The organism is Pseudomonas sp. GM18 (assembly GCF_000282195.1).
GTDB lineage: Bacteria > Pseudomonadota > Gammaproteobacteria > Pseudomonadales > Pseudomonadaceae > Aquipseudomonas.
Genome location: NZ_AKJT01000075.1, coordinates 1 through 14,668 on the forward strand (window position 1 = coordinate 1; position 14,668 = coordinate 14,668).

13 protein-coding genes are annotated in these 14,668 nt (G+C 59.6%); 7 read left to right on the forward strand and 6 right to left on the reverse strand.

Going from position 1 to position 14,668, the window contains the following annotated elements; all coding sequences use genetic code 11:
- Window positions 1-116: 116 nt before the first annotated feature.
- A complete protein-coding gene (locus PMI21_RS09260; protein WP_033064110.1) occupies window positions 117-1,511 on the reverse strand; it encodes a class II fumarate hydratase in 1,395 nt (464 codons plus the stop codon).
- A 192-nt stretch (window positions 1,512-1,703) separates the two neighbouring features.
- Between PMI21_RS09260 and PMI21_RS09255 the strand changes: the two genes are divergently transcribed.
- The 7 genes from PMI21_RS09255 to PMI21_RS09225 all read left to right on the forward strand — a co-directional run bounded on the left by PMI21_RS09255 (window position 1,704) and on the right by PMI21_RS09225 (window position 9,548).
- Window positions 1,704-2,234 (forward strand): DUF2059 domain-containing protein, encoded by a 531-nt coding sequence (locus PMI21_RS09255; protein ID WP_007939899.1) that lies wholly within the window; start codon window positions 1,704-1,706, stop codon window positions 2,232-2,234.
- Window positions 2,235-2,246: 12 nt separating this feature from the next.
- On the forward strand, window positions 2,247-2,546 hold the full coding sequence (locus PMI21_RS09250) for a BolA family protein (protein WP_007939900.1): 300 nt from the start codon (window positions 2,247-2,249) through the stop codon (window positions 2,544-2,546).
- Window positions 2,547-2,648: 102 nt separating this feature from the next.
- The gene (trhO, locus tag PMI21_RS09245; RefSeq protein WP_007939901.1) at window positions 2,649-3,590 is read left to right on the forward strand and encodes an oxygen-dependent tRNA uridine(34) hydroxylase TrhO; all 942 of its coding nucleotides are present in this window, start codon (window positions 2,649-2,651) and stop codon (window positions 3,588-3,590) included.
- Window positions 3,591-3,626: 36 nt separating this feature from the next.
- Window positions 3,627-4,229, forward strand: coding sequence for a DsbA family protein (locus PMI21_RS09240; protein WP_177318296.1), 603 nt, complete (start codon window positions 3,627-3,629; stop codon window positions 4,227-4,229).
- Window positions 4,222-6,048, forward strand: a complete 1,827-nt coding sequence (locus PMI21_RS09235; protein ID WP_007939903.1) for an ABC transporter ATP-binding protein — start codon at window positions 4,222-4,224, stop codon at window positions 6,046-6,048. Before PMI21_RS09240 ends, PMI21_RS09235 begins: the two co-directional genes overlap by 8 nt.
- A gap of 201 nt (window positions 6,049-6,249) precedes the next feature.
- The gene (locus PMI21_RS09230) at window positions 6,250-8,709 is read left to right on the forward strand and encodes an EAL domain-containing protein (RefSeq protein WP_007939904.1); all 2,460 of its coding nucleotides are present in this window, start codon (window positions 6,250-6,252) and stop codon (window positions 8,707-8,709) included.
- A gap of 77 nt (window positions 8,710-8,786) precedes the next feature.
- Window positions 8,787-9,548, forward strand: a complete 762-nt coding sequence (locus tag PMI21_RS09225) for a TenA family transcriptional regulator (protein WP_443200770.1) — start codon at window positions 8,787-8,789, stop codon at window positions 9,546-9,548.
- 61 nt (window positions 9,549-9,609) lie between these two features.
- Here the strand turns inward: PMI21_RS09225 and PMI21_RS09220 are convergent, their stop codons facing one another.
- The 5 genes from PMI21_RS09220 to PMI21_RS09200 all read right to left on the reverse strand — a co-directional run bounded on the left by PMI21_RS09220 (window position 9,610) and on the right by PMI21_RS09200 (window position 14,572).
- Window positions 9,610-10,536: a GGDEF domain-containing protein gene (locus tag PMI21_RS09220; RefSeq protein ID WP_007939906.1), complete on the reverse strand. Its 927-nt coding sequence runs from the start codon at window positions 10,534-10,536 to the stop codon at window positions 9,610-9,612.
- A gap of 374 nt (window positions 10,537-10,910) precedes the next feature.
- The gene (locus PMI21_RS09215; RefSeq protein WP_007939907.1) at window positions 10,911-11,651 is read right to left on the reverse strand and encodes a YciK family oxidoreductase; all 741 of its coding nucleotides are present in this window, start codon (window positions 11,649-11,651) and stop codon (window positions 10,911-10,913) included.
- Window positions 11,652-11,791: 140 nt separating this feature from the next.
- Window positions 11,792-12,463: an N-acetylmuramic acid 6-phosphate phosphatase MupP gene (mupP, locus tag PMI21_RS09210; protein ID WP_007939908.1), complete on the reverse strand. Its 672-nt coding sequence runs from the start codon at window positions 12,461-12,463 to the stop codon at window positions 11,792-11,794.
- Window positions 12,464-12,467: 4 nt separating this feature from the next.
- Window positions 12,468-13,166, reverse strand: a complete 699-nt coding sequence (gene ubiG / locus PMI21_RS09205; protein WP_007939909.1) for a bifunctional 2-polyprenyl-6-hydroxyphenol methylase/3-demethylubiquinol 3-O-methyltransferase UbiG — start codon at window positions 13,164-13,166, stop codon at window positions 12,468-12,470.
- A gap of 71 nt (window positions 13,167-13,237) precedes the next feature.
- Window positions 13,238-14,572, reverse strand: coding sequence for a TRZ/ATZ family hydrolase (locus PMI21_RS09200; RefSeq protein ID WP_007939910.1), 1,335 nt, complete (start codon window positions 14,570-14,572; stop codon window positions 13,238-13,240).
- Window positions 14,573-14,668 lie beyond the last annotated feature (96 nt).

A 14,668-nucleotide genomic window follows, 5' to 3' on the forward strand; every position in this document is an offset into this window, starting at 1 on the left:
GGTTGAATGATCGTTCCCACGCGCAGCAAAGGAATGCAGCCCGGGACGCTCCGCGTCCCAAGAGCGGACGCAAAGCGTCCATTGAGGCATTCCCACGCAGAGCGTGGGAACGATCATCAACCCTTGGCACCCGCTTCCAGCATATTCTCCGGCTTCACCCACGCATCGAACTCTTCATTGGTCAGATACCCCAGCTTCAACGCCGCCTCACGCAAGGTCAGCCCCTCGCCATAAGCCTTCTTGGCAATCTCGGCTGACTTGTCGTAACCGATGTGCGGGTTCAGCGCTGTCACCAGCATCAAGCCTCGTTCCAGATGCTCGGCCATTTTCTCGGCATCCGGTTCCAGGCCGGCGATGCAATGCTGCTGGAAGTTGCTGCAGCCGTCGCCCAGCAATCGGATCGATTGCAGCAGGTTGTGGATGATCACCGGTTTGAACACGTTCAGTTGCAGGTGCCCCTGACTGGCGGCGAAACCGATGGCGACGTCGTTGCCCAATACCTGACAGGCCAGCATCGACAGGGCTTCGCACTGGGTCGGGTTGACCTTGCCGGGCATGATCGAGCTGCCTGGCTCGTTGGCCGGCAGTTTCACTTCGGCAAACCCGGCTCGCGGTCCGGAGCCCAGCAGACGCAGGTCGTTGGCGATTTTCATCAGGGTCACGGCGAGGGTTTTCAGGGCGCCGGACAGCGTGGTCAGTGGCTCATGACCGGCCAGTGCGGCGAATTTGTTCGGCGCGGTGACGAACGGCAGGCCGGAGAGGGCGGCCAGTTCGGCGGCGATCGCTTCGCCAAAACCGTGGGGCGAGTTCAACCCGGTGCCGACCGCGGTGCCGCCCTGGGCCAGCTCACAGACCGCCGGCAGCGCGCTGCGGATCGCCTGCTCGGCGTAATCCAGTTGTGCGATGAACGCCGAGAGTTCCTGACCGAAGGTAATCGGCGTGGCGTCCATCATGTGGGTACGACCGGTCTTGACCAGTTTCATGTGCCGCGCGGACAACTCCGCCAACCCGCCGGACAACTCACCGATCGCCGGCAGCAAATGCTGTTGCACCGCCTGAACCGTCGCGATGTGCATGGCCGTGGGGAAGCAGTCGTTGGAGCTCTGGGAGCGATTGACGTGATCGTTGGGGTGCACCGGAGACTTGCCGCCGCGCGGGTTGCCGGCCAGTTCGTTGGCGCGACCGGCGATCACTTCGTTGACGTTCATGTTGCTCTGGGTGCCGCTGCCAGTCTGCCAGACCACCAGCGGGAACTGGTCGTCGTGGTTACCGTCGAGCACTTCGTCGGCGGCCTGTTCGATCAGGCGGGCGATGTCGGCGGGCAGATCGCCATTGCGATTATTGACGCGCGCCGCGGCTTTCTTGATCAGGGCCAGGGCATGCAACACGGCCAGGGGCATACGTTCGTTGCCGATGGCAAAATTAATCAGCGAGCGTTGCGTCTGAGCGCCCCAGTAAGCGTCATCCGGGACTTCCACCTGGCCCAAACTGTCGGTTTCGATACGGCTCATCATGCACACTCCTGTAGGTCTGATAGCGCAGTTTAGGCTGTGATCGCCGGTCGTGGTTCCATCAGCCTGGAATTTGACCGTTCAACCCCTCTAAATCAGGCGTGACAAGGCTTGGGGTTGAGCGACACACTTTTTTAGGCGCAGAATGGGCGCCCTTGGGGTTATACCTCGCCTGCTAGAAAAGGAAACTCGATGACTCGTCTTCGTGCCATCTGTACCGCGGTTGCACTGGTTTGCGCCAGCGGCCAGGTTTTTGCCGATACCGCCAGCCACAACGCCAGTGCCGAAGCTTTCCTGACCCTGGCGCACGCTGACAAACTGGGCACTCCGGTGTACATGCAAGTGCAGCAAATGTTCGCTCAGCGCTTTGAACAGACCAAAGCCCCTGAGTCGAAAAAAGCCGTTCTGGAAACTTATCAGGCCAAGGCCAACGCAGCGCTGGACGCAGCCATTGGCTGGAAACAGCTGAAGCCGGACATGGTCAAGCTCTACACCACCAACTTCAGCGAATCCGAGCTCAAGGATCTGGTGGCGTTCTACCAGTCGCCACTGGGCAAGAAAGTCCTGGAAAAAATGCCGCAGCTGACTCAGCAATCGGCCCAGATGACTCAAGCCAAGCTGGAAAGCGCGGTGCCTGTGGTCAACAAGCTGCTGGCTGACATGACGGCCGAGCTTTCGCCGAAAGATGCGGCCGCTCCAGCTCCAGCCAAGAAAAAGCCTTAAGCGGAGTTCGGGATGACCATGCAACAACGCATCGAATCGACGCTGGGGCTGCTACAGCCCGAGCACCTGCAAGTGCTGGATGAAAGCCACATGCACAGCCGTGGGTTGCAGACCCACTTCAAGGCAGTGGTGGTCAGCCGGCAGTTCGAAGGGCTCAATCGCGTCAAGCGTCACCAGAAGGTGTACGGCACTTTGGGCGAACTGATGGGCGAGTTCCATGCGTTGGCGCTGCATACCTACACGCCGGAAGAATGGGCACAGATCGACGCGGCTCCGGCCTCGCCGACCTGTGCTGGCGGCAGCAAGCATTAAGCATCGGTTTTTTGCTAGAATCCGCAACGCGCCGCTTACCCGGCGCGTTTTTTTTCGCATCCGGTTCACCCCTTACGAGGGTAGCCACCTGGAGAATTACCCATGACACAACAGATTGTCGTGGCGGCACTGTATAAGTTCGTCACCCTGGAAAACTACGTCGATCTGCGCGAGCCACTGTTGCAAGCGATGGTCGATAACGGCATCAAAGGCACCCTGCTGATCGCCGAAGAAGGCATCAATGGCACCGTGTCCGGCAGCCGCGAAGGCATTGACGGGCTGATGGCCTGGCTCAAGAACGACCCGCGCATGGACGACATCGACCACAAAGAGTCGTACTGCGACGAACAGCCGTTCTACCGCACCAAAGTCAAACTCAAGAAAGAAATCGTCACCCTCGGCGTTGAAGGCGTGGACCCGAACAAAAAGGTCGGTACCTATGTGGATCCGCAGAACTGGAACGCGCTGATCAGCGATCCGCAAGTGTTGTTGATCGACACCCGCAACGACTACGAGGTCTCGATCGGCACCTTCGAAGGCGCCATTGACCCGAAGACCACCAGTTTTCGCGAATTCCCCGACTACATCAAAGCCAACTTCGACCCGGCCGTGCACAAGAAAGTCGCGATGTTCTGCACCGGCGGCATTCGCTGCGAAAAGGCCTCGAGCTACATGCTCAGTCAGGGTTTCGACGAGGTCTATCACCTCAAGGGCGGCATCCTGAAGTACCTCGAAGAGGTGCCGCAGGAAGAAACCAAATGGCAGGGCGACTGCTTCGTGTTCGATAACCGCGTGACCGTTCGTCACGATCTCAGCGAAGGCGACTACGATCAATGTCATGCCTGTCGTACGCCCGTCAGCGTTGAAGACCGCGCATCCGAGCACTATGTGGCCGGCATCAGTTGCCCGCATTGCTGGGATAAGCTGAGCGAGAAAACCCGTCGCAGTGCCATCGACCGGCAGAAGCAGATCGAACTGGCCAAGGCGCGCAACATGCCGCACCCGATCGGTTACAACTACAAGCAATCCGCTTCCGAGGCTTGAACCATGTCTGCACGCCTGCTCTATGTGATGGATCCGATGTGTTCCTGGTGCTGGGGCTTCGCTCCGGTGGCCAAAGCGCTGGTTGAGCAGGCGCAGGCGGCGGGTGTGGAGTTGCATCTGGTGGTGGGCGGTTTGCGCACCGGCAGTGGCGCGGCGCTGGAGCCGACCACCCGGCGCTACATCCTCGAGCACTGGCAGGCGGTCAGCGAGGCCACCGGCCAGCCGTTCAAATTTGAAGGCGCGTTGCCCGACGGGTTTGTCTACGACACCGAGCCTGCCTGTCGGGCACTGGTGACCGCGCGCAGCCTGGCGCCGGATTGCGCCTGGACATTGCTCGGGCTGATCCAGCACGCGTTCTACACCGAAGGTCGCGATGTCACCCGTGCCAGCGTGTTGGTGGAGCTGGCGGAGAAGGCCGGTTTGCCGCGCATCGAGTTTGCCGCAGCGTTCGACCGTGCCGATCAGCACGCCGCGACTGCCGCCGATTTCACCTGGGTCCAGGACCTGGGCATTGCCGGTTTCCCGACCTTGCTGGCAGAACGCAATGGTCAATTGGCGCTGCTGACCAACGGTTATCAGCCCCTGAGCGAGTTGTCACCGTTGCTCGGCCGCTGGCTGGAGCGCGCTGCCTGTGCATGATCTGCCCGATGATGCAGCGGCTCCCAAACGTGTCGATCGGCTGAGCTGGGCGGAAATCCGCCGCCTGGCCCTTCACCATAAAAAGTCCCTGTGGATCGCCAACGGCGTAGCGGTATTGGCAACGCTGTGCAGCGTGCCGATTCCGTTGCTGTTGCCGTTGCTGGTGGATGAAGTACTGCTGGGCCACGGTGACGTTGCGCTGAAAATCATGAACCACGCGCTGCCCGATGTCTGGCAGAAAGCTGCGGGTTATATCGGTCTGATGCTGCTGGTGACCCTGGCGCTGCGTTGCGCCGCGTTGTTGTTCAACGTGGTGCAGGCGAAATTGTTTGCGGCGCTGGCCAAGGACATCGTGTATCGGATCCGGGTGCGGTTGATCGACCGGCTCAAGCGCATCTCGCTGGGCGAATACGAAAGCCTGGGCAGCGGCACGGTGACCACGCACCTGGTCACCGACCTGGACACGCTGGACAAATTCGTCGGCGAAACCCTCAGTCGTTTCCTCGTGGCGATGCTGACACTGGTGGGCACCGCATCGATCCTGATGTGGATGCACTGGAAACTCGCGCTGCTGATTCTGCTGTTCAACCCGCTGGTGATCTACGCCACGGTGCAGTTGGGCAAGCGGGTCAAACATCTGAAGAAACTCGAGAACGACAGCACCTCACGCTTCACCCAGGCCTTGACCGAAACCCTGGACGCCATTCAGGAAGTACGCGCAGGTAACCGGCAGGGCTTTTTCCTCGGACGGTTGGGGCAGCGAGCGCGGGAAGTGCGCGATTACGCGGTGAGCTCGCAGTGGAAAACCGATGCATCGAACCGGGCCAGCGGTTTGTTGTTCCAGTTCGGCATCGATATTTTCCGCGCCGCGGCCATGCTCACCGTGCTGTTTTCCGACCTGTCCATCGGCCAGATGCTGGCGGTGTTCAGTTATCTGTGGTTCATGATCGGTCCGGTGGAGCAACTGCTCAATCTGCAGTACGCCTTTTATGCGGCCGGCGGTGCGCTGTCGCGGATCAACGAGTTGCTGGCCCGTGCCGACGAGCCGCAATACACCGGCAGTGTCGATCCGTTTCAGGGGCGCGACACGGTGGGGATCGAAGTGCAGGGGTTGAGTTTCGGCTACGGCGACGAGTTGGTGCTGAACCAAATGAACCTGTCGATTGCCCCCGGTGAAAAAGTCGCGATCGTCGGCGCCAGCGGGGGTGGCAAAAGTACCCTGGTGCAGTTGCTGCTGGGCTTGTACACGCCGCTGGCCGGGACCATCCGTTTCGGTGGTTCGACTCAGCAAGAGATCGGCCTGGACACCGTGCGCGAAAATGTCGCCGTGGTCTTGCAACATCCTGCCCTGTTCAACGACACCGTGCGGGCCAACCTGACCATGGGCCGCGAACGCAGTGACGAAGCCTGCTGGCAGGCACTGGAAATTGCTCAGCTGCAACACACGGTGCGTGAACTGCCCAATGGCCTGGACAGTATCGTCGGGCGATCCGGCGTGCGTTTATCCGGCGGGCAGCGTCAACGCCTGGCGATTGCCCGAATGGTGTTGGCCGAGCCCAAAGTGGTGATCCTCGACGAAGCCACGTCCGCCCTGGACGCGGCCACCGAATACAACCTGCACCAGGCGCTGGCGCGCTTCTTGAGCCACCGTACCACGTTGATCATTGCGCACCGATTGTCGGCCGTGAAGCAGGCCGATCGGGTGCTGGTGTTTGATGGCGGACAGGTTGCCGAGGATGGCGACCATCAGCAATTGATTGCCGATGGTGGCTTGTACGCCAAGCTTTATGGGCATTTGCAGCAAATTCAACGACCTTGAACTTTGTACGGTTTTCTGTGCTTAGTGTTTGAGCGGTCCCGGGGAATTCAATTTTGGCGTTTTTCGCGCTCTGTCTGGCCAGACAATCGGGTTGCAGTGGTGTGCTCGATGATTCGAAGTGTCGGAAATTAGCCTAGTCTGTGCTGTCAGGTGCAGGATTTATTTGGGTGTTCATCCGGCAGTGCTTATGCAAGGGACCTCATGAAGCAAAAACGGACTCTCGGAACGCCACGGCTGTTGGGCATCGTCTGGCCATTTATCGCCGTTGTGTTGTTTCAGGCACTGTTGGGCGGCGTCAGTCTTTACGTTCTTTCAGCGGTTCGTGGCTACGTCGGCGGTGAGAGCCTGTGGTCCAAGGGCCAGAAAGAGGCCATCTATTACCTCAATCTCTACGCCGACAGTCGCGACGAGACGATTTTTCTCAAATACCAGAACGCGATTGCCGTGCCTCAGGGCGGCCATGAGTTGCGTATGGCGCTGGATCATCAGCCACCGAATATCGAGGCCGCGCGGCTCGCGATTCTCAAGGGCGGCAATCACCCGGACGACGTCCCCAGCCTGATTTGGCTGTACCTCAATTTCCGGCATTTCAGTTACCTGGAAAAAGCCATCGAACTCTGGACGATCGGTGACGCGTACCTGGTGCGGCTCGATGACGTCGCGCGGGAAATGCATCAGGGTATCGTCGATAACCAGGCCACCGATGCCGACATCAAGCGCTGGAAGGCGCAGATTTTGGCCATCAACGATGGCGTAACACCCCCTGCCAAAGCGTTCAGCGATGCCTTGGGCGAAGGCTCGCGCATGATTCTCCGGCTGCTGCTGGCGACGAACCTCGCCACCGCGCTGGGCCTGATCGTGCTGGCCTTGATGCGTACCCACAAGCTGCTCGAGCAGCGCCATGCCTTCGCCGATGCCTTGCAGTTGGAGAAGGACCGGGCGCAGATCACTTTGCAATCGATTGGCGACGGGGTGATCACCACCGACGTCGAGGGCGCGATTGCCTACATGAACCCGGCCGCCGAGGCCTTGACTCACTGGAAGGCCGAACAGGCAACGGGGTTGCCATTGGCGGCGCTGTTCAATCTGCTGGACGAGAACGCTCAGGCCGACGGTTTTACCTTGATCGAGCACATTTTGAGCGGCCAGCTCAGCGGCGGCAGCGAACATTCCAAACTGATCCAGCGACTGGATGGCAGCACGGTTTCGGTCACCCTGGTCGGTGCGCCGATCCGCAACGCGGGCAAGGTCAGTGGCACCGTGCTGGTGCTGCATGACATGACCCAGGAGCGGCAGTACATCGCCAATCTGTCCTGGCAGGCGACCCATGACGCCTTGACCGGGCTGGCCAACCGCCGTGAATTCGAATATCGCCTGGAGCAGGCCCTGCATGGCCTGATGCGACAAGCGGGGCGTCACGCCTTGATGTTCCTCGATCTGGATCAATTCAAACTGGTCAACGACACCTGCGGTCATGCTGCCGGCGATGAGTTGTTGCGGCATATTTGTGCGTTGCTGCAGTCAGGTTTGCGCGAAGGCGACACCTTGGCCCGATTGGGTGGCGACGAGTTCGGCATTCTGTTGGAAAACTGTGCGCCGGAAGCGGCTGAGAAAATCGCCGAAGTCCTGCGCCAGACTGTGCAGAACCTGCATTTTGTCTGGAAAGGCCGGCCGTTCGTGACCACGGTGAGTATTGGTCTGGTGCACGTCACTCAGAGTCCGGCCACCCTCGAGGCCTCGCTGCGAGCCGCTGATATGGCCTGTTACATGGCCAAGGAAAAGGGCCGCAACCGGGTTCAGGTCTATCACGCCGACGATTCGGAACTGTCCGTGCGCTTTGGCGAGATGGCCTGGGTGCAGCGCCTGCACATGGCGTTGGAGGAAGACCGCTTTTGCCTGTACTCCCAGGAAATCGCGCCTCTGGGCCTTGGCGAGCGGGACGGCGGACATATCGAAATCCTGCTGCGCCTGCATGACGAGGCCGGGCGCATGATTCTACCGGACAGTTTCATTCCGGCCGCCGAGCGTTATGGTTTGATGACGTCGCTTGACCGCTGGGTGGTGGAGAACGTTTTCAAGGTCATTGCCCAGGCCATCGCCCAGGAGGGCGAAGGGCCGCTGGCCATGTGTGCGATAAATCTGTCAGGTATTACTATCGGAGATGAGGCGTTTCTGGACTTCCTTCGTGAACAGTTTGTTGCATATTCAATTCCACCTGAAATGATTTGTTTTGAAATCACAGAAACCAGCGCGATTTCCAATTTGCCTAGCGCAATTAGATTTATTAATGAACTCAAAGGCTTAGGTTGCCACTTCTCATTAGATGACTTCTGCGCCGGTATGTCCTCATTCGCTTACTTGAAACATTTACCTGTAGACTTCTTGAAGATCGATGGGAGTTTCGTAAAGGATATGCTGGACGACCCGATTAACCGCGCCATGGTCGAAGTGATCAATCACATCGGGCATGTCATGGGTAAGCGTACGATTGCCGAGTTCGTTGAAACACCTCAGATCGAGCAGGCATTGCTGGAGATCGGGGTGGATTACGCTCAAGGGTATCTGATTGAACGCCCGCATCTGTTTACCTGCGACAGTTTACAAAGTCGTCCTGCCAGGCCCCGGCCTTTGTTATTCAAGGCGCCCGGCACGTTCCGTTGAAATCTCCTGTCGATCTTAAAATCACAATCAAAAGGAGCGCGACAGTGATCGACACATTCAACAGAACCGGACCCCTCATGGAAGCTGCAAGTTACCCCGCCTGGGCTCAGCAATTGATTCAGGATTGTAGTGAGAGCAAGCGCCGGGTTGTCGAACATGAACTGTATCAGCGTATGCGCGATAACAAGCTCAGCGCAAAAACCATGCGTCAGTACCTCATTGGTGGCTGGCCGGTGGTCGAACAGTTCGCCTTATACATGGCACAGAACCTGGCCAAGACCCGTTTTGCACGCCACCCTGGCGAAGACATGGCGCGTCGCTGGCTGATGCGCAATATTCGCGTCGAACTGAACCACGCCGATTACTGGGTGCACTGGAGCCGTGCTCACGGTATCAGCCTGGAAGATCTGCAGGCGCAACAGGTTGCCCCTGAACTTCACGCCTTGAGCCACTGGTGCTGGCACACCAGTTCGTCGGACTCGCTGATCGTGGCCATCGCCGCCACCAACTACGCCATCGAGGGAGCGACCGGGGAGTGGTCGGCACTGGTCTGTTCCAGTGGCGTCTACGCGGCATCGTTCCCCGAGGAGGATCGCAAGCGGGCCATGAAGTGGTTGAAGATGCACGCCCAGTACGACGATGCTCATCCTTGGGAAGCGCTGGAAATCATCTGCACCCTGGCGGGGCTGAACCCGAGCAGATCCCTGCAAATGGAATTGCGCCAGGCGGTCTGCAAAAGTTACGACTACATGTACCTGTTCCTGGAACGTTGCATGCAGTTGGAACTGGCAGGAAAAGCCCCGGTAGTCCGTGAGCGGATGGCGTTGGCCGAAAGCTAAAAGATCGCAGCCTACGGCAGCTCGCAGGAGCTGCCGAAGGCTGCGATCCCTTCAAAAATATTTACCCCGCCATCGTCAACCGGTTACGCCCCTCGCGCTTGGCCACATACAGCGCACTGTCGGCACGTCGTAACAGGCTCTCGGCAGACTCGCCGGGCAGCAGGGTCGAGCAACCCAGGCTGACCGTCAGTTCGATGGTCTTGCCTTCGGCCACATAGTCCTGAGCTTGCGCAGCAAACCGCAGTCGTTCGCCGACCATGGCCGCGGCTTCCCGGCTGGTGTTGGACAGCAGGATCATGAATTCTTCGCCGCCAAACCGGAACACCATGTCCACGTTACGCAACTGGCTTTTGATCGAAGCCGCGACGGCCTTGAGCACTTCATCGCCGGCGCTGTGCCCGTAGGTGTCGTTGATCTGTTTGAAGTGATCGATGTCCAGCATCAGCAGCGACAGGGGGTGTGAGTGTCGGCGCGACATCTCGATTTCCCGTTGCAGCGTCTGATCCATCGCGATGCGATTGCCGGTGTCAGTCAGCGGGTCGCGCAAGGCGCTTTGGGTGGCGGCACGGTAGAGCAGGGCATTGCGCATCGGGTAGAGAAGCGCTGATAACAGCGATTCCAGATGGCCTTGCTCTTCATCGCTGAAACGCTGATTGCGACGGAACACCAGTTCACCCAATCGCTCGCCTTCATGACTGAGGCTGTAGCTGATCGAATGATGACCCCGCTGGCCGAACTGCAGGCGCAAGTCGCTGGGCTGATGCTCATAATTCAAGGCATCCAGCGGTACAAGGCGCTGAATTTCACGGAAGAAAAGTCCGAGAATGCGTTGCGGCTCAAGACTGGTTTGCAGTTGCAGGCCCAGCTCCTGACGCAACTGCGCAAGACTGACGGGCCGCTCCAGAAGGGGAGGCTGCTGACCAAAGCCCAGGCGTTGCAATTTGGCGCTGTCGAAGTCAATTGCGTTGGTCTGGGAAGGTGATTTCATATGGCGTGAGCCCCTAAGCAGTAAGGCTGTCTTACAGGCTGGGTGAGAGCGGCTTTGGGCTGCGCGTCATACTGGTCCATCAGTCCCGTAGGACATTTGGCACGAGTTTAGTCCGCTTTGCCGAAGATTAGTAACCTCTCGGCTCACGCTCCGCCCCGTCTGCTTTCACACGGCGTGTCTGAGCAAAATTAGAGCGAAAGTCGTGCCATTCGGTTCAGTCGGCTAAAAAGCCTTCTAAATCAATCGGGTTGGGTTTTTTGCGAAGGATGGTGTCAGGGGGGTTGACATTTATTTGACTTGAAACAGCAGCAGTTATCACCGGTTATGCGTGCCGCGACGGGAAGTCGTCGCGGCACAAAAGCGACGCACGGGCATTACTGAGCGTCGAACGCCTGGCCATTGATGCCGGTACTGTCCGGACCCATCAAGTAAAGGTAGACCGGCATGATCTCCTCGGGTGTCGGGTTGTTCAGCGGATTTTCACCAGGGTAGGCCTGAGCGCGCATGCTGGTGCGGGTGGCGCCGGGGTTGATGCTGTTGGAGCGCACGGGTGCCACGGTGTCTACTTCGTCGGCCAGGGTTTGCATCAGGCCTTCGGTAGCGAACTTGGACACGCCGTAAGCGCCCCAATACGCACGCCCCTTGCGACCGACGCTGCTGGAGGTGAACACCACCGAGGCGTCCTGCGACAGCTTGAGCAGCGGCAGCAGGGTGCTGGTGAGCATGAACATGGCGTTGACGTTGACCTGCATGACGCGCATGAAGTTCTCGCCGGACAACTGCTCGATCGGCGTGCGTGGACCGATGATCGACGCGTTGTGCAGCAAGCCGTCGAGGTGGCCGAATTCGGTTTCGATCATGGCCGCCAGTTCATCGTATTGATGGGGTAGGGCGGTTTCCAGGTTGAACGGGATCACCACCGGTTGTGGATGCCCGGCCGCTTCGATTTCGTCGTAGACCTGAGTCAGGTTGGCTTCGGTCTTGCCCAGCAGCAACACGGTGGCGCCATGCGCGGCGTAGGTTTTCGCAGCGGCAGCACCGATGCCCCGGCCAGCGCCGGTGACCAGGATGACCCGGTCCTTGAGCAATTCAGGACGGGCGGAATAATCAAACATAAAAAACCTCAACACAAAAAAGCGGACCCTGTGGGAGCCAGCGGTGCGGCGATCCGACTTGCCGGCGAAGGCGTATTCAAAACTGCCATCGCCGGCAAGTCGGATCGCCGCACCGCTGGCTCCTACAAAAGCATCTCAACTCAGCAACTGCACAAAGCGCTATCCAGCACCTGGCGCAACTCCAGCGGATGATCGACCACCACATCCGCGCCCCAATGCCGCGGGTTATCGTCCGGATGAATATAGCCATAGGTCACGGCGGCTGTCTTGGTGCCGGCATCACGCCCGGACTCGATATCGCGCAGGTCATCGCCGACAAACAGCACGCTGGCCGGGTCGAGGTCGAGCATCTTGCACGCCAGGATCAACGGCTCCGGGTCCGGTTTGCTGTTCTTCACATGATCCGGGCAGATCAGCAGCGCCGAACGCTCGGCGAGCCCCAGTTGCTGCATGATCGGCTCGGCGAAGCGCAGCGGCTTGTTGGTGACCACGCCCCAGATCAGGTTGGCCTTCTCGATGTCGGCCAGCAATTCGCCCATGCCGTCGAAGAGCTTGCTGTGAACCGCGCAACCTTTGACGTAGCGCTCCAGAAACTCCAGGCGCAGCTCCTCGAATCCCGGCGATTCCGGGTCCATGGAGAAGGTCACCGCGACCATCGCCCTGGCGCCGCCGGAAATCTCGTCACGGATGTGTTTGTCGTTCATCGGCGGCAAACCACGGTCAGCACGCATCGCCTGGCAGATGGCGATGAAGTCCGGCGCGGTGTCGAGCAGGGTGCCGTCCATGTCGAAAAGAACTGCTCTGATACGCATCGGCTTACTCCTCGCGCAGAGTCTGGATCATGTAGTTGACGTCAACATCGGCTGCCAGTTTGTAGTGCTTGGTCAGCGGGTTGTACGTCAAGCCAATGATGTCCTTGACGGTCAGGCCGGCCATGCGGCTCCAGGCGCCGAGCTCGGAAGGGCGGATGAACTTCTTGAAGTCGTGAGTGCCGCGCGGCAGCAGCTTCATGATGTATTCGGCACCGACGATGGCGAACAGATAAGCCTTCGGGTTGCGGTTGATGGTGGAGAAGAACACCTGGCCGCCAGGTTTGACCATGCGGAAGCAGGCGCGGATCACCGAGGACGGATCCGGCACGTGTTCGAGCATTTCCAGGCAGGTGACCACGTCGAATTGCTCAGGCATTTCTTCAGCCAGGGCTTCGGCAGTGATTTGCCGGTACTCGACATTCACGCCGGATTCCAGCTGATGCAATTGCGCGACCGCCAGCGGCGCTTCGCCCATGTCGATGCCCATGACGGTGGCCCCGCGTTGCGCCATGGCTTCGCTGAGGATGCCGCCGCCGCAACCGACGTCGAGGACTTTCTTGTCGGCCAGATTGACGCGCTCGTCGATCCAGTTGACCCGTAGCGGGTTGATGTCGTGCAGCGGTTTGAACTCGCTTTCGCGGTCCCACCAGCGATGGGCCAGGGCTTCGAATTTGGCGATTTCGGCGTGGTCGACGTTGCTCATGGTGTCAGTCCTCTAAAACTTGAAAAATTCTGTTGCCCCGGTTTCGGTCCAGGGTGCTTACAATTCGGTGCTTACGATTCGGTGTGGCCGCTGATGCGCCTGCCCCAGGCCTTGGCGGTGGCGCACAGTTGCGCTTCATCCAGGCGGGTCAGGCGGCGGTCGTCGAGCAGTTGCTTGCCGGCGACCCAAAGGTGTTTCACGCAGTCGCGGCCAGTGGCGTATATCAGTTGCGAAACCGGGTCGTAGACCGGTTGCTGCGCCAGGCCCGACAGGTCGAACGCGACGATGTCCGCCGCCTTGCCGACTTCCAGCGAACCGGTTTCGGCTTCGATTCCCAGCGCGCGGGCGCCATTGAGCGTGGCCATGCGCAGGGCGCGATGGGCGTCCAGCGCGGTGGCCGAGCCGGCGACAGCCTTGGCCAGCAATGCGGCGGTGCGGGTTTCACCAAGCAAGTCCAGGTCATTATTGCTGGCCGCGCCATCAGTGCCGACCGCCACATTCACCCCGGCCTGCCACAAACGCTCGACCGGGCAGAAGCCACTGGCCAGCTTCAGGTTCGACTCCGGGCAATGAATCACATTGGTGTTACTTTCTACCAGCAGCGCCAGGTCTTCATCGCTGATCTGGGTCATGTGAACGGCCTGGAAGCGCGGCCCGAGCAGGCCCAGGCGGCCGAGGCGGGCCAGCGGGCGTTCGCCGCGCTGCTCCACCGACTGCTGCACTTCGAAGGCGGTTTCGTGGACATGCATGTGAATCGAGGCGTCCAGCTCTTCGGCGATCACCCGGATTTTTTCCAGGTTTTCGTCGCCCACGGTGTACGGGGCATGGGGGCCGAAGGTGACTTTGATCCGTTCGTGATGCTTGAGATCGCCGAATAATTCGACGCCCTGACGAATGGCTTCATCCGCGGTGCTGGCGCCTGGAATCGGGAAATCGAGGATCGGAATGGCGATCTGGGCGCGAATCCCACTGTTATGTACGCGTTCGCTGGCGACCTTCGGGAAGAAATACATGTCAGAGAAGCAGGTGATGCCGCCTTTTATCTGCTCGGCGATGGCCAGGTCCGTGCCGTCGCGTACGAAAGCCTCGTCGACCCATTTGGCTTCGGCCGGCCAGATGTGGTTTTCCAGCCAGGTCATCAGCGGCAGATCGTCGGCCAGTCCGCGGAACAGCGTCATTGCCGCGTGCCCGTGGGCATTGATCAGGCCGGGGCTGAGCAGCATGCCCGGCAATTCGCGCACTTCGCTTGCGTTAAGTTTCAAGGCTGCTGCGCGCGGGCCGATAAACACGATACGACCGTCGCGGATGCCCAGGGCATGCTCTTTTAGGACCACGCCAGCCGGTTCGACGGGTACCAGCCAGGTCGGCAGCAATAATAGGTCGAGCGCAGCGGTGGGGGTCGGCATCGAGAGTCGGTTCCAGTGCTTTTGTAAGGGATGGCGAAGTATACCCGAGCGTCTTCGCGGGGGGATCGCTATAATCGGCGGCTTTTGTTCATGAGT